The organism is Stenotrophomonas sp. LM091, from assembly GCF_001806305.1.
GTDB classification, from domain to species: domain Bacteria; phylum Pseudomonadota; class Gammaproteobacteria; order Xanthomonadales; family Xanthomonadaceae; genus Stenotrophomonas; species Stenotrophomonas bentonitica_A.
The window spans coordinates 2157394-2178594 of the sequence record NZ_CP017483.1; the positions used below are offsets into that span (position 1 = coordinate 2157394).

General features: G+C 66.4%; 18 protein-coding genes. 10 read left to right on the forward strand and 8 right to left on the reverse strand.

Annotated elements, in window-relative coordinates; all coding sequences use genetic code 11:
• Positions 1-22 precede the first annotated feature (22 nt).
• The 3 genes from BIZ42_RS09395 to BIZ42_RS09405 all read left to right on the forward strand — a co-directional run bounded on the left by BIZ42_RS09395 (position 23) and on the right by BIZ42_RS09405 (position 2145).
• Complete coding sequence (locus BIZ42_RS09395) at positions 23-940, forward strand: LysR family transcriptional regulator (RefSeq protein WP_156785714.1); 918 nt, start codon at positions 23-25, stop codon at positions 938-940.
• 60 nt (positions 941-1000) lie between these two features.
• Complete coding sequence (leuE, locus tag BIZ42_RS09400) at positions 1001-1627, forward strand: leucine efflux protein LeuE (RefSeq protein ID WP_070426268.1); 627 nt, start codon at positions 1001-1003, stop codon at positions 1625-1627.
• Between the two features lie 161 nt (positions 1628-1788).
• Entirely contained in the window at positions 1789-2145 is a 357-nt protein-coding gene (locus tag BIZ42_RS09405; protein ID WP_070426269.1) for a hypothetical protein, read from the forward strand.
• Positions 2146-2155: 10 nt separating this feature from the next.
• Here the strand turns inward: BIZ42_RS09405 and BIZ42_RS09410 are convergent, their stop codons facing one another.
• Entirely contained in the window at positions 2156-3055 is a 900-nt protein-coding gene (locus BIZ42_RS09410; protein WP_070426270.1) for a LysR family transcriptional regulator, read from the reverse strand.
• A 100-nt stretch (positions 3056-3155) separates the two neighbouring features.
• Between BIZ42_RS09410 and BIZ42_RS09415 the strand changes: the two genes are divergently transcribed.
• Positions 3156-4151 (forward strand): aldo/keto reductase, encoded by a 996-nt coding sequence (locus BIZ42_RS09415; RefSeq protein ID WP_070426271.1) that lies wholly within the window; start codon positions 3156-3158, stop codon positions 4149-4151.
• Between the two features lie 276 nt (positions 4152-4427).
• Entirely contained in the window at positions 4428-5840 is a 1413-nt protein-coding gene (locus BIZ42_RS09420) for an amino acid permease (RefSeq protein ID WP_019184038.1), read from the forward strand.
• Between the two features lie 130 nt (positions 5841-5970).
• Here BIZ42_RS09420 and BIZ42_RS09425 read toward each other — a convergent pair whose 3' ends face one another.
• Both BIZ42_RS09425 and BIZ42_RS09430 read right to left on the reverse strand, forming a co-directional pair.
• Positions 5971-7221, reverse strand: coding sequence for a dipeptidase (locus BIZ42_RS09425; protein WP_070426272.1), 1251 nt, complete (start codon positions 7219-7221; stop codon positions 5971-5973).
• A gap of 119 nt (positions 7222-7340) precedes the next feature.
• The gene (locus BIZ42_RS09430) at positions 7341-8510 is read right to left on the reverse strand and encodes a class I SAM-dependent rRNA methyltransferase (RefSeq protein WP_019184040.1); all 1170 of its coding nucleotides are present in this window, start codon (positions 8508-8510) and stop codon (positions 7341-7343) included.
• 414 nt (positions 8511-8924) lie between these two features.
• Between BIZ42_RS09430 and BIZ42_RS09435 the strand changes: the two genes are divergently transcribed.
• Together BIZ42_RS09435 and BIZ42_RS09440 are read left to right on the forward strand one after the other, a co-directional pair.
• The gene (locus BIZ42_RS09435; protein WP_019184041.1) at positions 8925-9884 is read left to right on the forward strand and encodes a TerC family protein; all 960 of its coding nucleotides are present in this window, start codon (positions 8925-8927) and stop codon (positions 9882-9884) included.
• A gap of 97 nt (positions 9885-9981) precedes the next feature.
• On the forward strand, positions 9982-10764 hold the full coding sequence (locus tag BIZ42_RS09440; RefSeq protein ID WP_070426273.1) for a rhomboid family intramembrane serine protease: 783 nt from the start codon (positions 9982-9984) through the stop codon (positions 10762-10764).
• 117 nt (positions 10765-10881) lie between these two features.
• Here the strand turns inward: BIZ42_RS09440 and BIZ42_RS09445 are convergent, their stop codons facing one another.
• From BIZ42_RS09445 to rpmH, 5 genes are all read right to left on the reverse strand, one after another.
• Positions 10882-11934, reverse strand: coding sequence for a glycerophosphodiester phosphodiesterase (locus BIZ42_RS09445; RefSeq protein WP_070427494.1), 1053 nt, complete (start codon positions 11932-11934; stop codon positions 10882-10884).
• A gap of 134 nt (positions 11935-12068) precedes the next feature.
• On the reverse strand, positions 12069-13412 hold the full coding sequence (gene mnmE, locus BIZ42_RS09450; protein WP_070426274.1) for a tRNA uridine-5-carboxymethylaminomethyl(34) synthesis GTPase MnmE: 1344 nt from the start codon (positions 13410-13412) through the stop codon (positions 12069-12071).
• Between the two features lie 107 nt (positions 13413-13519).
• Positions 13520-15217 (reverse strand): membrane protein insertase YidC, encoded by a 1698-nt coding sequence (gene yidC / locus BIZ42_RS09455; protein ID WP_070426275.1) that lies wholly within the window; start codon positions 15215-15217, stop codon positions 13520-13522.
• Positions 15217-15708 (reverse strand): ribonuclease P protein component, encoded by a 492-nt coding sequence (gene rnpA / locus BIZ42_RS19280; protein ID WP_019184046.1) that lies wholly within the window; start codon positions 15706-15708, stop codon positions 15217-15219. Before rnpA ends, yidC begins: the two co-directional genes overlap by 1 nt.
• Positions 15709-15713: 5 nt before the next feature.
• Entirely contained in the window at positions 15714-15854 is a 141-nt protein-coding gene (rpmH, locus tag BIZ42_RS09460; RefSeq protein ID WP_006404565.1) for a 50S ribosomal protein L34, read from the reverse strand.
• A gap of 253 nt (positions 15855-16107) precedes the next feature.
• Here rpmH and dnaA point away from each other — a divergent pair, with 253 nt between their 5' ends.
• From dnaA to recF, 3 genes are all read left to right on the forward strand, one after another.
• Positions 16108-17442: a chromosomal replication initiator protein DnaA gene (dnaA, locus tag BIZ42_RS09465; protein ID WP_046272260.1), complete on the forward strand. Its 1335-nt coding sequence runs from the start codon at positions 16108-16110 to the stop codon at positions 17440-17442.
• Between the two features lie 276 nt (positions 17443-17718).
• Positions 17719-18819 (forward strand): DNA polymerase III subunit beta, encoded by a 1101-nt coding sequence (dnaN, locus tag BIZ42_RS09470; RefSeq protein WP_019184048.1) that lies wholly within the window; start codon positions 17719-17721, stop codon positions 18817-18819.
• A 1197-nt stretch (positions 18820-20016) separates the two neighbouring features.
• Positions 20017-21114 (forward strand): DNA replication/repair protein RecF, encoded by a 1098-nt coding sequence (gene recF, locus BIZ42_RS09475; RefSeq protein WP_070426276.1) that lies wholly within the window; start codon positions 20017-20019, stop codon positions 21112-21114.
• Positions 21115-21201 lie beyond the last annotated feature (87 nt).

Sequence of the window (21201 nt, forward strand, 5' to 3'; positions counted from 1 at the left end):
CACTTTCACTCCAGGAATGAAAATGGTCCGGTTTGACGATCTCGCCCTGTTCGTCCGCACGGCGGCGCTGGGCAGCTTCTCCAACGCCGCGCGCGAGGCCGACCTGCTGCCCGGCCAGGTCGCGGCGGCGGTGGCGCGGCTGGAGCGCGAGCTGGACCTGCGCCTGTTCGTACGCTCGACCCGCAGCCTGCGCCTGACCGCCGAGGGCGCGTTGTACCTGCCCTACGCGCAGGAGGTGCTGGCCGCGCTGCGCGAGGGCGAGGCCCGGGTGCGTGGCGAGGATGCCGAGCTGCGCGGCACGCTGCAGGTGGCGGCGCCATCGGACCTGGGCCGCAACCTGCTGCTGCCGTGGCTGACCGAGTTCCGCGCCGCGCACCCGAAGCTGCAGCTGCGCCTGCAGTTGTCCGACCAGGTGGCCGATGTGTTCCGCGATCCGGTCGACATCGCCTTCCGGCTGGGCCGGTTCGACAACGCCAGCTATGTCGCCCTGCCCCTGCTGCCCGGCAACCGGCGGGTGCTGGCCGCCTCACCGGACTACCTGGCCCGGCACGGCACGCCGGACAGCCTGGACGCGTTGAAGGAGCACCACTGCCTGCTCTACCAGCTGGCCGGGCGTGCGTATGACCGCTGGAGCTTCGAGGCCGATGGCCGGCGCACGGTGATCCCGGTGCGCGGCAACATGGTCTGCGACGATGCCGACGTGGTCCGCCGCTGGGCGGTGGCCGGGCAAGGCATCGTGTTCAAGTCATGGCTGGATGTCTGCGCCGATGTCGAGGCGGGGCGCCTGCAGGTGCTGCTGGGCGGAGCCGGCGACAGCCTGCCGTTGAACCTGGTGTGCCCGCACCGCAAGCAGTTCTCCCCGGCGATCCGCCAGCTGCATGCGATGTTCGAACAACGGCTGCAGCCCCTGCTCGCCGGCTTGCCGGCCGGCGCGCGCTGACGCTATCGCCCGGGGCGCGGCTGCCGGACAATGCCTCTCCCCCGTTGTCGAGTCGCCGCCATGCCGTGGATGGGCATCCAGGATCTGTGGACATTTGTTGCTGCCGTGCTGGTGTTCCTGGCCCTGCCGGGCCCGGGCACGTTCACCCTGCTCACCGCCACCGGCCGCGGCGGCGTGCGTGGCGGTTACACGGCGTTGTTCGGCCTGCTGCTGGGCGATCAGATCCTGATGTGGCTGGCGGTGGCCGGTGTGGCTGCATTGCTCAAGGCCAACCCGATGGTGTTCCACGCGGTGCAGTACCTGGGCGCGGCCTACCTGGTATGGATCGGCATCGGCCTGCTGCGCCAGCCGCGCGCCCTGGGGGAGGAAGGCGGGATCCGCCTCACGCCGGGCCACTACTTCCGCCAGGCGGTGCTGATCAACCTGCTGAACCCGAAGGCGATCATCTTCTACATGGCTTTCCTGCCGTTGTTCATCGATCCGGCACGCCACCAGGGCGTGGTGACGTTCGCGACCATGGCACTGATCATCTTCGTCATGGGGCTGGCGTACTGCTCGGTGCTGATCGGGGTGGGCAACCTGCTGCGCCGTCGGATTCTCCAGCACCCGCGTGTGGGGCTTTGGCTGAGGCGGGTGGCAGGGGTGTTCCTGATCGGGTTCGGTGTACGCCTGGGCGTCAGCGGCTGAGGTCTTGGCCGCCGTCCGTCGGCGTGCCGCGACAGCGCGCGTCGCGTTCGGCCGCAGATAGACGCCGTCATCGCGACGGTTGCGTTTCATTCAAACATTGAGATTCCCCCGTGTCCCGGGGCAGTGTTCAATCGGCGCCATCGCCGTGTCGCGAGGATCCGATGGCCGCCCCGATCTACTTCGTGCAGCACCTCAATGGCCATGACGAGCGCCTGCTCGGCATGCACACCCGCCGCATCGATCTGGCCCACCCGGCCGTCAGCCGCATCCTTGCCGGCCTGCACCCGGTGGACCGGGTGGAACTGCGCGCCTGCCTGTTCGACTGCCAGGCCAGCCTGATGCTCGCGCTTCGCGATCGCATCGCGCGGGCCGAAGCCGCGGCCCAGGGCTGGCGGGTGTTCGATGCGCGCGGCGTGCTGTGCTGCAAGCGCTTCCCCGAGGATACGCAGGTGATCTATCCACAGGGTCATCCGCCGCTGGATGGCTGGGCCGGCGCGCTGCTTTCCCCGGTGCGCTGACCCGCCGGCGTCAGCGCCGCATCGCCTCGCGCAGGTAATCGATGAACACCCGCAGCTTGGGCGCCATCTGCTCGCGCGCCGGGTAGTACAGATGGAAGCCGGCGAACGGCTGCTGCCAGTCCTGCAGCACGCATTGGAGGCGGCCGGCCGCCACGTCGCCGGCGTACAGCGCCTCGAACCCCTGCGCCAGCCCCACCCCTTTGCGCACCGCCGCCCGGATCAGGCCGGCATCGTTGAACACCAGACGGCCCGCCACCTCGACCTCGAAATCGCGACCCTCGCCGGTGAACTCCCATGCCATCCGCCGGCCCGTGCTGAGCCGGTGCACGATGCACTCGTGGGCGACCAGATCCGCCGGGGTCGCGGGCACGCCGTGCGTGGCCAGGTACGCCGGAGTGGCCACCACCACCTGACGCTCCAGTGGCCCGATCGGCACCGCGATCATGCCGCGCGCCAGGCTTTCGCCCAAGCGGATGCCGGCGTCGAAACCGCCGGCGACCAGATCGGTCAGCGCGGTTTCCACGAACAGCTCCACCTCGATCTGCGGGTAACGCGCCAGGAAACCGGGCAGGTGGGGCAGCACCAGCAGTTCGGCGGCGATCCGCGGCACGTTGATGCGCAGCTTCCCGGCGGGCACATCGCGCTGCTGGTCCAGATCCTCGAAGGCCGCATCGATGCGGGCCAGGCCCTCGCGCACCTGCGCCAGGAAACGGGCGCCCTGCTCGGTCAGGCCGACCCGGCGCGTGGTCCGCTGCAGCAGCCGCACGCCGAGGTGCGCCTCCAGCGCGCGGACCGTCTGGGAGAGCGCCGAGGGCGACACCCCCAGCTCATCGGCGGCCCGGGTGAAGCTGGCATGGTGCGCGACGCGGGCGAAGGCGACGACGGCGGGCAGGGGGCGCTGAGCACTCATTGTGAAGGCTGGCTTCAAGGATGATGCAGGAGCGGCCAGTTTATCCACATAGTCCGCAGGAGGATGCTGGTCCTGTTCCTTTCCTTCCCCGGAGTACTTCATGCAGACCCGCACCCTTGGCCGTGATGGCCCCACCGTTTCCGCGCTCGGCCTGGGCTGCATGGGCATGAGCGCTTTCTATGGCGGCCGCGGCAGCGATTCCGACGCCACCGCGGTCATCCACCGCGCGCTGGAGCGCGGCGTCACCCTGCTCGACACCGCCGACATGTACGGCCCACACACCAACGAGGTGCTGGTGGGCAAGGCGATCGCCGACCGCCGCGACCAGGTGTTCCTGGCGACCAAGTTCGGCATCAAGCTGGAGCCGAGCGACACCGCCGCACGCAGCGTCGATGGACGCCCCGAGTACGTGATCGCCGCCTGCGAGGCCAGCCTGCAGCGGCTGGGCGTGGACCACATCGACCTGTACTACCAGCACCGCGTGGACGGCGAGGTACCGATCGAAGACACCGTGGGCGCAATGGCGCGCCTGGTCGAGCAGGGCAAGGTGCGCTTCCTCGGCCTGTCCGAAGCCTCGGCCGGCACGATCCGCCGCGCCCATGCGGTGCATCCGATCACCGCGGTCCAGACCGAGTACTCGCTGTGGTCGCGCGATCCGGAAGACAACGGCGTGCTGGCGACGGTGCGCGAGCTCGGCATCGGCTTCGTGCCCTACTCGCCGCTGGGCCGTGGCTTCCTGACCGGCGCGATCCGCAGCCCGGCCGATTTCGACGCCGATGACTACCGCCGCCAATCGCCGCGCTTCCAGGGCGAGAACTTCGACCGCAACCTGGCGCTGGTCGATGCGGTTACGGCGATGGCCAACGCCAAGGGCGTGAGCCCCGGGCAGCTGGCCCTGGCCTGGGTACTGGCGCAGGGCGAGGACCTCGTGCCGATCCCGGGTACCAAGCGCCTGGCGTATCTGGACGAGAACCTGGGCGCGCTGCAGGTGCAGCTCAGCGCCGACGAGCTGGCCCGCATCGACGCCCTCTTCCCGGCCAATGCCGCCGCCGGCCCGCGCTATGCCCCCGCGGCGATGGCGACATTGAACCGCTGAGATCCACCGGCCGGATCGGGAGGCTCGGTCCGGCCGATGCGGCCGATGCGGCCAGCAGCGTGCGCGGCAGCCAGACCGCGTTCGGCAACGATACCGGTGCCGTGGCCGGTACCGGATGCCACTGGGATGAGTGCCCGGGCTTTGTGCTGGTTTCGTCACCTTCGCCCCAGTCATGGCGACCGTGCGGCCGCTTACGACGCTTGGCAGTAGTAATGCTGCGCCGCGTTCGGTAAAACTCGCAGACTTGTCGTTCACAGTCATCCACCGCGAGGCCCCATGTCATTGCTCCGGCGCAAGTCCCTAGACACTGTCACCGTCCATGAAGCCGGCAGGCAACTGATCCCGACCCTGAGTTGGCCGCACCTGATCGCGCTGGGCATCGGCGCGATCGTCGGCACCGGCATCTACACCCTGATCGGTGTCGGCGCGAACCTGGCCGGGCCGGCGGTGTTGATCTCGTTTGCCATCGCCGGCGCGGTCTGCGCCTGCGCGGCGCTGTCCTATGCCGAACTGGCCACGATGATGCCGGCCGCCGGCAGCGCCTACACCTACAGCTATACCGCGCTCGGCGAGATGGTGGCCTGGGTGGTGGGCTGGAGCCTGATCCTGGAGTACTCGCTGGTGGTCAGCACGGTGGCGGTGGGGTGGTCCGGCTACGCGGTCGGCTTCCTGCACGGCTGGGGCATCGACCTGCCCTTGATGCTCACCGCCGGCCCGCACGTGGAAGGCGGCTTCATCAACCTGCCGGCCGTGCTGATCACCTTCCTGGTGGCCGGCATGCTGATGGCCGGGACCAAGGAGAGTGCGACGCTCAACGCGGTGCTGGTGGTGGTCAAGATCATCGCGCTGACCGTGTTCGTGGCGATCGCCCTGCCGCACTTCGATACCGGCCACATGGAGCCGTTCATGCCGTTCGGCTTCGTCAAGTCGCTGGGCGCCGATGGCGTCGAGCGCGGAGTGATGGCGGCCGCGGCGATCATCTTCTTCGCGTTCTACGGCTTCGATGCGATCTCCACCGCGGCCGAAGAAACCAAGAAACCCGAGCGCGACCTGGCGATCGGCATCATCGGCTCGATGGTCGGCTGCACCATCATCTACGTGCTGGTGGCGCTGGCCGCCGTGGGTGCGATGAGCTACACGATCTTCGGCCAGAGCGCCGAGCCGCTGGCACTGATCCTGCGCGAGCTGGGCAGCCCGGGCGCGGCCAAGTGGATCGGCGCGGCGGCGGTGATCGCCCTGCCGACCGTGCTGCTGGCCTTCCTGTATGGCCAGAGCCGCATCTTCTTCGTCATGTCGCGCGATGGCCTGCTGCCGCGTGGCCTGTCCAAGGTCAGCGCGCGCACCGGCACCCCGATCGCGACCACGCTGTTCACCGCGGTGCTGGTGGCCGCGCTGGCCGGCGTGGCACGCCTGGATGAAATCGCCGCACTGGCCAACGCCGGCACGCTGGCCGCGTTCACCGCGGTGGGCCTGTGCCTGGTGGTGCTGCGCAAGCGCGAGCCCAACCGCGTGCGCAAGTTCCGCACGCCGCTGGCCTACGTGGTCGGCCCGCTGGCGGTGATCGGCTGCGTGTACCTGTTCTTCAGCCTGCCGAGCACCACGCAGTTGTACTTCCTGGCGTGGAACGTCGTGGGCCTGATCGCCTACTTCGCCTATGGCCGCCGCAATGCGGTGCTGGGCAAGGGCTGAGCTATCGCGCCGGCCACCGGGCCGGCGATGAGATGACCGGGTGTGAAAAAGGCAGGCCCAAGGCCTGCCTTTTTCGTTGTTGGCAGCGGTGACGCCGCCCTGCCGGGCAGGGCGCGACGCGCCACTGGCCTCAGGGCTTCGCGGCCGCGGCCTTGGCGGCATGATCCTGCGCCTGCTGCATGACGCGCAGCAGGTTGCCGCCCCAGATGCCGGCGATCTGCTGCTCGGTGTAACCCTTGCGCAGCAGCCAGGCGGTGATCTTCGGCAACTGGCTTACGTCCTGGAGATCGGCCAGGCCACCGCCGCCATCCCAGTCCAGGCCGATGCCTGCGTGTTCGGGGCCGACCACCTTGAGGATGTGCTCGAAGTGGGCGAAGAAATCGTCCAACGTGGCCTTGCGCAGCGGGATGCGCTGGTCGATCTCCTCCAGCCCCTTCTTCAGCGCAACGCCCTGCTGGATGCTCATCCCGTCGTAATCGGTGCCGAGCTGCGCCATCAGCGCCGTCTCGGCCGCTTTGCGCGCCTCGCTTTTGCCGGTATCGATCAGGTAACCGCCATAGGCGTTGACCTGGATCACGCCGCCGGCCTTGGCCAGCCGCTTCAGGCGCGCATCGTCGAGGTTGCGCGGATGGTTGTAGATCGCCTTGGCCGAGCTGTGCGAGAGCACGAACGGCACCGGCATGCGCTCGATCAGATCATCGAACACCGCATCGGAGGCATGCGATTGATCGATCACGATCCCCAGCCGCACTGCTTCATCCACCAGCGCCTTGCCGGCCGGGCTCAGGCCCTTCCATTCGGCGCCCTTGGGATCGGTGGCCGAATCGGCGAACTCGTTGTTGGCGAAGTGCACGGTGCTGAGCAGGCGCAGGCCGGCCAGGTGGTAGTAGCTGAGCAGCGTGGGATCGTCGACCAGCGGGCTGGCGTTCTCCATGCTGATGTAGACCACGCGCTTGCCGGCGGCCTTGATGCGCGCGGCATCGGCGGCGGTCAGCGCGAGCTGGAAGGTATCCGGATGCGCGGCGAGCATCTCGCGGATTTCCGTCAGCCGCAGGAGGCCGGCATCGCGGTCGTGCTGGTGCGCCAGCGCACTGCGGTCGCCCTGGTCGGTGTAGATCGCCCAGAAACCGCCATCCAGCGCGCCTTCCACCATGCGCGGGTAGTCCACCTGCGACAGCGCGTTGTGGTCGTGCCGCTGGGTGATGTCGAAGCCGTCGCGGTGGAAGTTGGCCGGTGTATCGAGGTGGCTGTCCAGGGTCAGCAGCCGCTGCTGCAGCGTGGACGCCCTGGCCAGTTCCTGCGGGGTGAATTCGATCGCGTGGGCGGCCAGTGGCGTGCACAACGCCAGCGAAACCAGCAAAGACAGACTGCGCAACGTCATGACGCCTCACCTTGGATTGTAGAGCCACGCCATGCGTGGCTGGGCTTGATCTGGCCCGCGAAGCCACGCATGGCGTGGCTCTGCGGTCCCGGGTTCAACGGGTCTGGCCCGGACAGACCTCAATCCACCACGCGGCAGAACACGGCCTTGAGGTAGCGCGATTCCTGCACGTGGGCCATGAACGGATGGTCCGGACCGGCGCCAGCCACTTTCAGGATCTGGATGGTGCGGCCGGCGTAGAACGCGGCGCGGCGCAGCATGTCCAGGAACTGATCCTCGGCCACCAGGCCGGTGCAGGAGAACGTGGCGAGCAGGCCGCCGGGCTTGACTACGCCCAGCGCCAGCTTGTTCATGTCCAGGTACTTCTTCAGCGCGGTGATGACCTGGTCGCGGTCGCGGGTCATCTTCGCCGGGTCGAGGATCACCACGTCGTACTGCTCACCGCGGTTGGAGGCATCGCGCAGCCACGGGAAGATGTCGGACTGGATGAACTTCGGGCGCACGTTGTTGAGCTTGGCGTTGCCCTTGGCGATGGCGATCACGTCTTCATCGATGTCGATGCCGACCACTTCGGCCGCACCGCGCGCAGCGGCATACACCGCAAAGCCACCGGTGTTGCAGCACAGGTCGAGCACGGTCTTGCCTTCCACCTGCTGGCTCAGCCACTGGCGGTTCTCGCGCTGGTCAGCGAAGAAACCGGTCTTGTGCGCACCGGCCGGGTCGGCGCGGAACTTCACGCCGTACTCGGTGATCACCGACGCTTCGGTGGTGGTGTTGCCGTGGAAGTCGAAGCTTTCCTGCTTCTGCACGTGCTCGTCGGCGAAGCTGTGGAAACGGCAGCCCGGGAACTGTTCGCGCAGGGCCTCGTAGACCCATTCGCGGTGGCGGAACATGCCGGCGGCGAAGAATTCGACCACCACCAGGTCGCCATAGCGGTCCACGACCAGGCCGGACAGACCGTCGCCTTCGCTGTGGACGACGCGCCAGGCATCGGAGACCTGGTCCAGCTTGAGCACCTCACGACGCAGCGACACCGCCTGGGCGATCTTGCGCGAAAACCAGCCGGCGTCGACAGGGATGGCCTGATCGGTCTCCAGGATGCGCACGGCGATGCGCGAGTGACCGTTGTAGAAGCCACGCCCGATCCACTCCCCGTCTACGCCGACGACGTCGACGATGGCACCGGGTTTGGGACGGACGGCCGGCTTTTCGACCAGTTTCTGGAAGATCCACGGGTGGCTGGAGCGCCAGGCGTTCTTGAGGCGGACAACGGGGGCAGGGGTATTCATGGGCGTATTGTAAACGGGAAGCCTGCAGCCCTCGGCGCTGGGAGCGACGCCGCTGGCGCTCTGGTAGTGGCGGCCGCCGGCCGTCAGCGCGGCAAACCCGGCCATGACGTGGTTCACGGCCAGCGGCCGTCACGGCCTGTCGGGGTGTTTCGTTCAGCCGTGCCGGGGCAAGGAAAGGATTTGACGGCGGCCCCGCCACCCCGCAGAATCGGCCCCAGAAGGGGAGTAGCTCCCAGACGTTGTCGCCGTCAATTCGAGCCCGCAGGCTCCGGTGCAACGGCAGTCCCACCCATCGGGACTGCGAGCGAGACCTTCGCCGTATGGCGAAGCTCTGTCCCCGGATCCCCCCGATCCTCCGTTGCAGATCCTCGCCGTCCGGCTTGAGGCATTCCATTTTTCCAACGGACAAACCCAATGCAGACGATCGGTAATGTGTGGTTGTGGGGCGGCTTCGGCGCGGTGGTGATCATCGCGCTGCTGGTCGACCTCGTATTGATGCGACATGGCGGACCGCACAAGGTCACCTTCAAGGAGGCCCTGTGGTGGTCTATCGGCTGGGTCGTGCTGGCCCTGGCCTTCAACGGTGGCCTCTGGTACTACCTCAATGAGACCGCCGGCCAGGTGGTGGCCAACAAGGTCGGGCTGGAGTTCCTGACCGGTTACCTGGTCGAGAAAGCCCTGGCCGTGGACAACATCTTCGTGTTCCTGATGATCATGGGCTACTTCGCGGTGCCCGAGGAACAGCGCCAGAAGGTGTTGATCATCGGCATCCTGGGCGCGATCGTGCTGCGTACGATCATGATCTTCGCCGGCAGCGTGCTGCTGACCAAGTTCCACTGGCTGCTCTATGTGTTCGGCGCGTTCCTGCTCTTCACCGGCTGGAAGATGTGGTTCTCGGCCGGCAGCGAGCCGGATCTGGAGACCAACCCCGCCCTGCGCTGGATGCGCAAGCACCTGCGCCTGCTGCCCGACTACGCCGGCAATGCCATGAGCGTGATGCGCGATGGCAAGCGCTGGTTCACCCCGCTGTTCGTGGTGCTGATCCTGATCGCGGTGACCGACGTGATCTTCGCGGTGGACTCCATCCCGGCGATCTTCGCCATCACCACCGACCCGTTCATCGTGCTGACCTCCAACGTCTTCGCGGTGCTGGGCCTGCGGGCGATGTTCTTCCTGCTGGCCGGCATGGCCGATCGCTTCCACCTGCTGCCGTACGGCCTGGCCCTGGTGCTGGCCTTCATCGGCATCAAGATGATGCTGATCGACATCTTCAAGATCCCCACCCCGATCTCGCTGGGTGTGGTGGCGGTGATCATCGCCGCGACCGTGGTGCTGAGCCTGAAGAATCCGCCGAAGGAAGGCGGCCACGCCTGACCGACCGTGCCGCCTGCGGGATTGTCCCGCAGGCGGTACCTCTCTCTCCCACGGCGTTGCCCTTGTGTTCATCCGGGGCGGCGCCATCCCTAAGGGTATGAACGCCAACCTGCCCCAGCCCACCGGCGCGCCGCCGGTCCCCTCCCGCAACGACCGTGGTGGTGTACTGCGGGCGTTCAACCTGAGCCTGGCCTTCGTGCTGCTGCTGGTGGCGGTATATACCGCCCAAGGCCACTTCGACTGGCGTCCGTGGGCGGTTGCCCCGCTGGACAAGGCCGGCCTGCTCGGCATTCTCGGTGCACCGCTGCTGCATGGTTCGATCCAGCACCTGGGTGCCAATGCGGCGGCCCTGCTGATCCTCGGCACCCTGGCCGGCAGCGTCTATCCCAACGCAACGCTGCGCGCGCTGCCCCTGCTGTGGCTCGGTTCGGGACTCGGTGCCTGGCTGCTCGGCGATCTGGGCAGCCGCCATCTCGGTGCCAGTGGCATCACCCACGGCCTGATGTTCCTGGTGTTCGTGCTTGGCCTGCTGCGCCGCGACCGGCCCGCCATCGCCGCCGGGCTGATCGCGTTCCTGTTCTACGGCAGCATGCTGCTCACCATCCTGCCGCACGAGCCGGGCGTGTCCTGGCAGTCGCACATGGGCGGCGCCTTCGCCGGCATCATCAGCGCACTGCTGTTCCGCCTCTCCGACCCGATGGCGCCGCGCAAGCGCTACAGCTGGGAGGACGAGGAAGAGGACGAGCTCGAGGCAGCGCGCGATGCCGACCTGGAGCCGCCCTCCCCGACCCGCGTGCCGGTGCTGTGGCAACCGCGCGAGGGCAAGCACTTCGTGGTGCTGCCGTTCCGGCGGCGCGATGAAGGCTCATCGCTGGACTGACCGGCAGCGCCATCTGATTGCATGCCACGGTAGAGCCACGCCATGCGTGGCTGCCGTGCGCCGGATGTTCCGATATCGCGCCCACCGATCATGATCGTACCGACCAACGGTCGGTACCTACCGGGTCGCCGGTGTCCCGTCCCCATCCACCGCACGCCGGCCCAGCGCCGGGTCATCGGTGAAGAACGCATCGATGCCGGTGGCCAGATAGGCCCGCATTTCGGCGACCGAGCCGTCGGCATTGCGGGCATTCGGCTCGCCCTTGCGGAACTCCGCCGCCTGGAATTGGTTCTCCGGCCGGAACGTATACGGCACCACCATCAAGCCGGCCGCATGCGCATCGCGCACCAGCGAGGTCGGGGTGCCCAGCTTCCCCTGCGCGTCCAGTGGGATGACCATGCGCAGGCTCGGGCCGATGCCATCGGCATAGGTGGCCACCTCGCGCAGCCCGGCCGGGGTGATCAGATCGGCATAGCGCTGGCGGCCCTTGGCGGCCAGCACGTCACCGGGCTGCTGCGCGGGATCGCCGAGCAGCTGCAGCAGGCGGATGTTGCTGTCGCGGCCGAGCTTGCCACGCAGGTAACGCAGGTTGCCGACCTCGAAGGACTGGATCGTCACCGGCGCCACGCGCGTGTAGGCGTTGCCCTGGAGCGCGGCGACCACCTTGTCTTCCATCGGCAGGCCGACGCTGGTGAAGTAGGTGCCGTGCTTGATCTCCGGTACCAGCCCGATGCCGCGGTTGGCGCGGCCGGCCTGCTGCACCAGGAAGGCGATGATCTCGTCCAGCGTGGCGATGCGGAACTGGCCGTCGAAGGCGGTGCTGCGCAGCTGGGGCAGGCGCTCGCGGGCGTACAGCGTTTTCAGCTCGGCCAGGGTGAAGTCTTCGGTGAACCAGCCGTCGATGCGCTCGCCGTCGATGGTCTTGACGGTCCTGCGGCTGGCGAATTCGGGGTGCGCGGCCACATCGGTGGTGCCACCGATCTCGTTCTCGTGGCGCGATACCAGCACGCCGTCCTTGGTCATCACCAGGTCCGGCTCGATGTAGTCGGCGCCGTCGGCGATGGCCTGCGCATAGGCGGCAAGCGTGTGCTCGGGCAGCAGCGCACTGGCGCCGCGGTGGCCGTAGACGGCGGCCTTGGCCGGCGTAGGGGAAGACGATTCAGCGCTCATGGCCACCGATGGTGCCACGGCCAGCGACACCAGCAATACACACCCCCACAACGGCTTGGACACTGCGAATCCCTGTCGATAAAGAACCGGGTCAGTCTGCTGCAGGGGTGTGACAGCGCGAAGAAAGGCGCCGCCTACTTCCCGATGCAGAAGCTGGAGAAAATGCGCCCGAGCAGATCATCGGCGCTCATCCGCCCGGTGATCTCGCCCAGCGCCTCATGCGCCAGGCGCAGTTCCTCGGCGGCCAGCTCCAGGTGCTCGTGGACCAGCTCCGCTTCGGCGCGTTCGGCATGGCCGATGGCTTGGTTGATCGCCTCGACGTGGCGGGCACGCGCGGAGAACTCGCCGTCCACGCTGTCGCCGGCACTGCCGCTGGCCAGCGCGCGCAGGCGCGCGTGCAGCTGATCCAGGCCGAGGCCGGTGGCGGCCGAGACATGCACCACGTCCGCAGCGGCGTCAGACGGAATCGCGTCCAGCAGATCACTCTTGTTGTGGATCCACAGCTGCTGCGGCACCTCGGCGATGCTGTCGCCCACCGCGTCGCGGCCCGCCTGCGGGTCGCGCGCATCGACCACCACGATGGCCAGGTCGGTGCGCTGCATTTCCGCACGCGCCCGGCGCATGCCTTCGCGTTCGATCGCATCGCCCCCTTCGCGCAGGCCGGCGGTGTCGACCAGGGTCAGTTCCAGCCCATCGATACGGATGGTTTCGCGCAGGGTGTCGCGGGTGGTGCCGGCGATGTCGGTGACGATCGCCCGCTCGCTGCCGGCCAACGCGTTGAGCAGCGAGCTCTTGCCGGCGTTCGGCGGGCCCACCAGCACCGCGTGCAGACCATCGCGCAGCCTGCGCCCGCGTTCGGCATCGTCGCGCAGCCGGATCAGTGCCTGCAACGCGGTGACCAGACCGCTGCGCACCTGGGCGCCGCCGAGGGTATCCAGGGGTTCGTCGGCGAAATCGATCGCCGCTTCCACGTGGATCCGCAGCAGAACAAGCTGTTCTGCGACCTCGTCCACGCGGCGCGAGAACACGCCATCCAGCGAGCGGCGGGCCGCGCGCGCTGCGCGGGTATCGCTGGCGGCGATCAGGTCGGCGATCGCCTCTGCCTGGGCCAGGTCGAGCTTGCCGTTGAGGAAGGCGCGCTCGCTGAATTCACCGGGCCGCGCCTGGCGCGCGCCCAAGGCGATGCAGCGCGCGACCAGCTGCTGCAGCACCACCGGGCTGCCATGCCCCTGCAGCTCCACCACTTCTTCGCCGGTGAAGCTGTTCGGGGCCGGGAACCACAGCGCGATACCGTCATCAATCACCTCGCCGGCCGCATCGCGCAAGCGCGCGTAGTGCGCATGCCGCGGCTGCATCGCGCGCACGCCGATGGCTTCGGCGATGGGCCGCGCCTGCGGGCCGGACAGCCGCAGCATGCCGACGCCGCCCGCGCCGGGCGCGGTGGCGATGGCCACGATGGTGTCGGGGGCATGGGTCATGTCGGGCTCACTGCGGCGTGCGGGAATCAGGGGGCATTCTACGGACCGCACGGATGCGCGGGCCGCAGATGCAGGAAACCCGCCTTGCGGCGGGTCTCCTGTGCGGCTTACTTCTTGGCGGTGACGACCGGCAGCGGGTCGCTGCCGTGGCGCTTGGTCATCCACCACTGCTGGAGCAGGCCCAGGCCGCCGTTGACGACCCAGTACAGCACCAGACCGGACGGCATGAAGGCCATCATGACGCCGAACACCAGCGGCATCAGCTGCATCATCTTGGCCTGCATCGGGTCCATGCCCGGGGCCGGGGTCAGCTTCTGCGTGGCCCACATCACCGCCACGTTGATCACCGGCAGGATGAAATACGGGTCACGTGCGGTCAGATCCTGGATCCAGCCCAGCCACGGGGCCTGTCGCAGTTCCACCGATTCCACCAGCACCCAGTACAGCGCGAAGAAGATCGGCATCTGGATGAGGATCGGCAGACAGCCGCCCATCGGGTTGATCTTCTCTTTCTTGTACAGCTCCATCATCGCGGTCTGGAATTTCTGGCGGTCATCGCCATAGCGTTCCTTGAGCTGCGCGATGCGCGGCTGGAAGCGACGCATCTTGGCACCGGACTTGTACTGCACGGCCGAGAGCGGATACAGCACCAGCTTCAGCAGCACCACCAGGCCGACGATGGCCCAGCCCCAGTTGTCGACCACCTTGTGGACCTGGTTCAACACCCAGAACAGGCCCTGGCCGATGATCGCCATCAGCGAGAAGCGGCTGTAGTCGACCACGCGGTCCAGGCCCTTCACGTCTTCCTTGGCGATCAGGTTGACCAGCTTCGGGCCGACCCACAGGCGGGCTTCGGTGCTGACCTGCTGGCCCGGGGCCACGGTGAAGGCCGGGCCGCGCGCTTCGATCTGGTCACGGCCGTTGTTCTGCGCCAGCGAGTACTGCGCGGCCTGGTCGGCCTGCGGAATCCACGCGGTGAAGAAGTGGTGCTGCAGCATCGCCAGCCAGCCGCCGGTGATGGTGCGGTTGAGGTGGCCGTCGTCCAGGTAATCCTTGAACGCGCGACGCTCGTAACCGTCCTGCGGGCTGAACCAGGTCGCGCCGTTGAAGCTGAACGAGTCCGGGTTGGTCATGCTGCGCGAGAGGATGGTCGGGGTGCGGTCCAGGGTGCGGAACACGTAGCCGCTCCACGGGGCGCTGCCGCCGTTGACGACTTCATCCTTGACCGTGATCGCGTACTCGTTGCGACCCAGCGAGTAGGTGCGGCGGATGGTCACGCCGTTCGGGCCGGTCCATTCGAACGGCACGGTGACCTCGTCCTGGCCCTTGGCCAGCACGAAGTCGTGGTTGTCGCCGACCAGCTTGAAGCCGTTGGCGGCCGGCACCGGCATGGTCTTGTCTTCACTGATCCAGCCACTGACCGCGCGGTACGGGTGGGTGGCTTCTTCGGTCAGCAGGCGGACCGGCGGGCTGCCTTCTTCCTTGGTCTGCGGGAACTGCAGCAGTTCGGCGTCCAGCACCGTGCCACCGTCCAGCACCAGACGCAGCACGTCGGTGGTGATGGTCACGCGGGCCGGGCCGGCCTCGGTCTGTGCGGCCGGCTGTGCCGCCGGCAGGGAACCGTCAGCCTGGGGCACGGGTGCACCGGGAATGCTGCCGGCCGCCGCACCCGGCACGCTGGCCTGGGTGGTCTGGGTGGCCACGGCCGGGGTCGGCGGCGCGGCTTTGTCGCGGCCCCACTCCATCCACAGCAACACGGCCACCATCAGCCAGGCAAAAATCAGGAAAACGCGGGTCTGGTTCATCAGCGTGCAGGCTCGACGGGGCCGGCACGCAATGCCGGCTCGGACTGGGAAAGGGGTACAACGCCCAGGGGCGGCGGCATTGTGCCGTCCGCGCCCGGCATGGGCAATGCGCCAAGGCGGCGCAGCAGGCGTTCAAAGGCCTGGCGGATATCTGAATTGCTGGCGGTACGGGCGGCGCTGCGGGCAACGACGACGTAATCGCCGGCACTCATCCACGGCCGTAGGTGGCGTGTGGCATCGCGCAGCACACGCTTTACTCGGTTGCGACCCACGGCTCGGGGATCGACTTTGCGCGACACCGCAAGACCCAACCTGGCTGGCGTATCGCTCTTCAGCCAGTGCAGGGTCATCAGCGGATCGGACACACGGCGGGCGCCGTTGAAGACCGTTGTATATTCGGCACGCGTACGAACCCGCGCAGAGCGAGGAAATCGCTTGCGCGGGTCGGAACTGCTCACAGTCAGGATTGCGTCTGCCGCGGGAAGCGGCATTGCAATCAAGCGCTCAGGACTTTACGGCCCTTGGCGCGGCGACGCGACAGGATCTTGCGGCCGTCAGCGGTCTTCATACGGGCACGGAAGCCATGGTCGCGCTTACGCTTGAGGTTGCTGGGTTGGAAAGTGCGCTTGGTGGCCATGCGGGCCTCTATATGAAGGGGACGGAAAGAACCGGAAATTCTATAGACCTCATCGAGGTCCCGTCAAGTGTCTGTTACTACGGGAATTCACCGGGCTGTGCAATAGCTGTGGATCGTTTTGTGAATAACTTTGGGACAACCATTCCCGGCCCCCCTCGTCGGTGGTAGTCTGCGCCATCCATTCTTCCCCCCTTCCGGCCTGCGGTGCGGCGCTTTTGTTCGCCTATCCGCTGGCCCCAGACGATTATTGCCGATGGATGCCTGGTCTCGTTCCCTCGAACGCCTCGAAGCAGAGTTTCCGCCCGAGGATGTTCACACCTGGTTGAAGCCGCTGCAGGCAGATCTGCGCGCGGACAGCCTGGTGCTTTATGCGCCGAACGCCTTCATCGTCGACCAGGTGCGCGAGCTGTATCTGCCGCGCATCAAGGAACTGCTGGCGCACTTCGCCGGTTTCGGCGACGTTTTTCTTGAAATCGGCTCGCGTCCGCGCCCGGTGGAGGCGCAGATCGCGCCAATTCCGGGCCTGTCCGCACCGGCGGCGCCGGCCGAGCCCCTGGTGCCGTTCGCCGGCAACATGGATTCGCACTACACCTTCGCCAACTTCGTGGAGGGCCGCAGCAACCAGCTGGGCCTGGCCGCGGCGTTCCAGGCGGCGCAGAAGCCGGGCGACCGGGCCCACAACCCGTTGCTGCTGTACGGCGGGACCGGCCTGGGCAAGACCCACCTGATGTTCGCGGCCGGCAATGCGATGCGTCAGGCCAACCCGGCGGCCAAGGTGCTGTACCTGCGTTCGGAACAGTTCTTCAGCGCGATGATCCGTGCGCTGCAGGAAAAAACCATGGACCAGTTCAAGCGCCAGTTCCAGCAGGTGGACGCGCTGCTGATCGATGACATCCAGTTCTTCGCCGGCAAGGACCGTACCCAGGAAGAGTTCTTCCATACGTTCAACGCCCTGTTCGACGGCAAGCAGCAGATCATCCTGACCTGCGACCGGTACCCGCGCGAAGTCGAAGGCCTGGAAGCACGGCTGAAGTCGCGACTGGCCTGGGGCCTGTCGGTGGCGATCGAGCCGCCGGACTTCGAGACGCGTGCAGCAATCGTGCTGGCCAAGGCCCGCGAGCGTGGCACCGATATCCCCGACGATGTGGCGTTTCTGATTGCCAAGAAGATGCGCTCCAATGTCCGCGACCTCGAAGGTGCGTTGAATACCCTGGCCGCACGCGCCAATTTCACCGGCCGTGCGATCACCACTGATTTCGCCCAGGAAACCCTGCGCGACCTGCTTCGCGCCCAGCAGCAGGCGATCAGCATTCCCAACATCCAGAAAACCGTGGCCGACTACTACGGGCTGCAGATCAAGGATCTGCTGTCCAAGCGTCGGACCCGCTCGCTGGCCCGTCCCCGTCAGGTCGCCATGGCCCTGACCAAGGAACTGACCGAGCACAGCCTGCCGGAAATCGGCGACGCCTTTGCCGGCCGGGACCACACCACGGTGCTGCATGCCTGCCGGCAGATCCGGACGTTGATGGAAGCCGACGGCAAGTTGCGGGAAGACTGGGACAAGCTGATCCGGAAGTTGAGCGAATGATGCATGTACGCCGCTAAGGCGTCATCGCATAAAACGGTGCAGAATCCGGTAGTAAGCGAGGTATAGGTTGTGGATAAAAAAGCCGCTCGATTCGGCGGTAAAGTTATCCACACCTTTCCCCACCCCTTGGGGGCTAGTAATGCAGAGGGTTTCGAGGTCAAAAACCCTTTTGTTTACAAAGGCTTAGTCGTGTTTTCCCGCGATTCTGGCCCTACCAGCACCACCAAGCTTTTGATTTATTCCACATTTTTTTAAAGCATAGGGGCACGGAACCACATGCGTTTCACACTGCAGCGCGAAGCCTTTCTCAAGCCGTTGGCACAAGTCGTCAACGTGGTCGAACGCCGCCAGACCCTGCCGGTTCTGGCTAATTTCCTGGTTCAGGTCCAGAACGGACAGCTGTCGCTGACCGGTACGGACCTGGAAGTGGAAATGGTGTCGCGGATCGCGGTGGAAGATGCCCAGGACGGCGAGACCACCATCCCCGCCCGCAAGCTGTTCGAGATCATCCGTGCCCTGCCCGACGGCAGCCGGATCACCGTCTCGCAGACCGGTGACAAGATCACCGTGCAGGCCGGGCGCAGCCGCTTCACCTTGGCAACGTTGCCGGCCAACGACTTCCCGTCTGTCGACGAAGTCGAAGCTACCGAGCGCGTGGCCATCGGCGAAGCGACCCTGAAGGAACTGATCGAACGCACCGCGTTCGCGATGGCCCAGCAGGACGTGCGCTACTACCTCAACGGCCTGTTGTTCGACCTGCGTGGCGATGCCCTGCGTACCGTGGCGACCGATGGTCACCGCCTGGCGCTGTGCGAAACCGAGCTGGAAAAGGCCAGCGGTGCCAAGCGCCAGATCATCGTGCCGCGCAAGGGCGTGACCGAGCTGCAGCGCCTGCTGGAAAGCGGTGATCGCGAGATCGAGCTGGAAGTCGGCCGCAGCCACGTGCGCGTCAAGCGCGACGATGTGACCTTCACCTCCAAGCTGATCGACGGTCGCTTCCCCGATTACGAGGCCGTCATCCCGATCGGTGCCGATCGCGAAGTGAAGGTCGATCGCGAAGCCCTGCGTGCCTCGCTGCAGCGTGCTGCGATTCTGTCCAACGAGAAGTACCGCGGTATCCGCGTGGAAGTCTCGCCGGGCAACCTGAAAATCAGCGCGCACAACCCGGAGCAGGAAGAAGCCCAGGAAGAGATCGAGGCCGATACCACGGTCAGCGACCTGGCCATCGGCTTCAACGTGAATTACCTGCTGGATGCCCTGTCGGCACTGCGCGACGAGCACGTCGTGATCCAGCTGCGTGATTCGAACTCCTCTGCCCTGGTCCGCGAGGCCAGCAGCGAGAAGTCGCGTCATGTGGTGATGCCGCTACGTCTCTGACCTGGCGCGCTGGTTCCACGTGGAACCGAGTTGTTTGAGAAGCCCGGCACTGCCGGGTTTCTTTTTGAGCGAAAGAAGCGATGTTCCACGTGGAGCATCGTCGTAGCGTTGAACTTTTGGAGATGCTTGGTTCGTCTGCCCGTCTGCCCATCTGCCCGCCTGCTTGTCTGACCGGGTATCCGCAAACGCAGGCCTGCTGCATGGGTAGGCGGTAAACGCTGATGTCCATGGTTACCGGCCACGTGGACCAAGGTCGCCACCGGTACACGCGATTCGCATCCCCGCTGCGCTCATAAACCAGTGGCGATCTTGCGATGGGGCGATCGTTATCGCACTCAGGTGCATAAGTGGCTCGGTAGCGCCTGCCCGCCGCCAATCTCGCGAATCCTGTTAAGCCGCCACTGCGAACCAGGACAGATTTCTCTCCAGATCTGGAGCGCCGCGTCGAGCCGGCTTTCTGCCGCTGAATCACAGCTCTATGCTTTTAAAAACTGTATATAAATCTAAAGCTAGGTGGTGGTGGTAGGGCCAGATTTGGTTGAAAAGTAGGTTAAGTGTTTGGTTATAAAGGGAATTGGGGGCTCGAAACCCCCGGTAAAACAGGGCCTGAGCCTGGGGGTGATCCTGTGGATATCTTTAAGGCCTGTTCCAGGGCCTCTTTTTATCCACAGATTGCCCTGAGGTTGTGCATAACTCATACATGGGGGATGTGGACAGTCTCGTTTGGGTCTGCGCGAGCGTCGTTCATTTCTGACAGGGTGCGCTTCGGCCACGCGCGCAGAATTCAAACAATCCAGCGCGGACGTACCGATCGGGCTGCTGGGCGCCCTGGAAAACGCCGCGGATTTCTTGAAATCTGCAGCACCATGGGCCTGGACGAGCCTCAGAATTGAAGAAATTGAGCGCGTCCTGAGCCTCGGGGTGGAGGTCGACGGGCATGTTCCACGTGGTACGGCACGCCTGAGTGACTCCCCTATGCGCCTCGTCCGCCTTGCACTGCCCTGCTCCACATCGGGCAGTGGGGTTCGCCATCGTCCGCCCGGGCCCGGCATTTCCTCCCGCCGCTGGGTGAAACGCCGGGGACTGTACGGCGGCGCACTTCCAGGGCTGCTTGCACCACGTGGAACCAGGGCAATGCAGTAAGCTGATCGATTCCCCGCTACCCCTCTGCCGCCCGGCGCGGCGTCGATCTTCCGCATGCATATCCGCCGTCTCTCCCTGCACCAGGTTCGCCGCTTCGATACCGTCGAACTCGCGCCGAAACCGGGCATCAATCTGATCACCGGCGACAATGGCGCCGGAAAGACCAGTGTCCTGGAGGCGCTGCATGTCATGGCGTACGGGCGCAGTTTCCGTGGCCGGGTGCGGGATGGGCTGGTGCGCCAGGGCCGGGAGGCGCTGGATGTCTTTGTCGAATGGGATGAGCAGCGCGAAGGCGCCGAAACCCCGACGCGGCGCAAGGCCGGGCTCCGCCACAGTGGGCAGGAATGGAAAGGCCGACTGGACGGCGAGGATGTCGCCCAGCTCGGCACCCTCTGCGCAGCGCTGGCGGTGGTGACCTTCGAGCCAGGTAGCCACGCGCTGGTCAGTGGCGGCGGTGAGCCCCGTCGGCGGTTCCTCGATTGGGGTTTGTTCCACGTGGAACCAGACTTCATGGGGCTGTGGCGGCGGTACTCGCGCGCCCTCAAACAGCGCAACGCCCTGCTCAAGCAGGGCGGCCATCCGCACGCCCTGGATGCCTGGGATCGAGAGCTCGCCGAAGCCGGCGAACCGCTGACCACCCGCCGGCAGCACTACCTGGAGCGGTTGCAGGAACGCACCGTGGAGCTGGCCGCCGTCCTGGCCCCCAATCTGGGCATCCAGTCGCTGAGCTTGAGCCCAGGGTGGCGCAAGCAGGAGGTTTCACTCTCTGATGCCCTCCTTCTGGCCCGGGAACGTGACCGGATGGCTGGCTATACCTCGGTCGGTCCACACCGGGCCGACTGGAGCGTCGGATTCAAGACCATTCCCGGCCGGGATGCACTCTCGCGCGGGCAGGCGAAACTGACGGCCCTCACCTGCCTGCTGGCACAGGCCGAAGACTACGCCGAGCAGCGCGGCGAATGGCCGGTCATCGCATTGGACGACCTGTCTTCGGAGCTGGATCGGCACCACCAGGCACGGGTGCTGGAGCGCTTGAAGGCCGGCCCGGCGCAGATATTCATCACCGCCACTGAAGTTCCGGCGGCACTGATCGACGCGACAGATATCACGCGGTTCCACGTGGAACATGGACAGGTCCAGCCTGTGCCATAGTGGTCCCCCAGGGGCCACGGTGCCCGGCTGGTATAATTGCTGTTGCAACCCCTTATTACTCGGCGCCCCGCCTCATCGCGGCGGACC

Coding starts and splice junctions, on each gene's coding strand:
- BIZ42_RS09395 (WP_156785714.1), top strand. CDS start 23: ATGGTCCGGTTTGACGATCTCGCCCTGTTCGTCCGCACGGCGGCGCTG.
- leuE (WP_070426268.1), top strand. CDS start 1,001: ATGCCGTGGATGGGCATCCAGGATCTGTGGACATTTGTTGCTGCCGTG.
- BIZ42_RS09405 (WP_070426269.1), top strand. CDS start 1,789: ATGGCCGCCCCGATCTACTTCGTGCAGCACCTCAATGGCCATGACGAG.
- BIZ42_RS09410 (WP_070426270.1), bottom strand. CDS start 3,055: ATGAGTGCTCAGCGCCCCCTGCCCGCCGTCGTCGCCTTCGCCCGCGTC.
- BIZ42_RS09415 (WP_070426271.1), top strand. CDS start 3,156: ATGCAGACCCGCACCCTTGGCCGTGATGGCCCCACCGTTTCCGCGCTC.
- BIZ42_RS09420 (WP_019184038.1), top strand. CDS start 4,428: ATGTCATTGCTCCGGCGCAAGTCCCTAGACACTGTCACCGTCCATGAA.
- BIZ42_RS09425 (WP_070426272.1), bottom strand. CDS start 7,221: ATGACGTTGCGCAGTCTGTCTTTGCTGGTTTCGCTGGCGTTGTGCACG.
- BIZ42_RS09430 (WP_019184040.1), bottom strand. CDS start 8,510: ATGAATACCCCTGCCCCCGTTGTCCGCCTCAAGAACGCCTGGCGCTCC.
- BIZ42_RS09435 (WP_019184041.1), top strand. CDS start 8,925: ATGCAGACGATCGGTAATGTGTGGTTGTGGGGCGGCTTCGGCGCGGTG.
- BIZ42_RS09440 (WP_070426273.1), top strand. CDS start 9,982: ATGAACGCCAACCTGCCCCAGCCCACCGGCGCGCCGCCGGTCCCCTCC.
- BIZ42_RS09445 (WP_070427494.1), bottom strand. CDS start 11,934: ATGAGCGCTGAATCGTCTTCCCCTACGCCGGCCAAGGCCGCCGTCTAC.
- mnmE (WP_070426274.1), bottom strand. CDS start 13,412: ATGACCCATGCCCCCGACACCATCGTGGCCATCGCCACCGCGCCCGGC.
- yidC (WP_070426275.1), bottom strand. CDS start 15,217: ATGAACCAGACCCGCGTTTTCCTGATTTTTGCCTGGCTGATGGTGGCC.
- rnpA (WP_019184046.1), bottom strand. CDS start 15,708: ATGCCGCTTCCCGCGGCAGACGCAATCCTGACTGTGAGCAGTTCCGAC.
- rpmH (WP_006404565.1), bottom strand. CDS start 15,854: ATGGCCACCAAGCGCACTTTCCAACCCAGCAACCTCAAGCGTAAGCGC.
- dnaA (WP_046272260.1), top strand. CDS start 16,108: ATGGATGCCTGGTCTCGTTCCCTCGAACGCCTCGAAGCAGAGTTTCCG.
- dnaN (WP_019184048.1), top strand. CDS start 17,719: ATGCGTTTCACACTGCAGCGCGAAGCCTTTCTCAAGCCGTTGGCACAA.
- recF (WP_070426276.1), top strand. CDS start 20,017: ATGCATATCCGCCGTCTCTCCCTGCACCAGGTTCGCCGCTTCGATACC.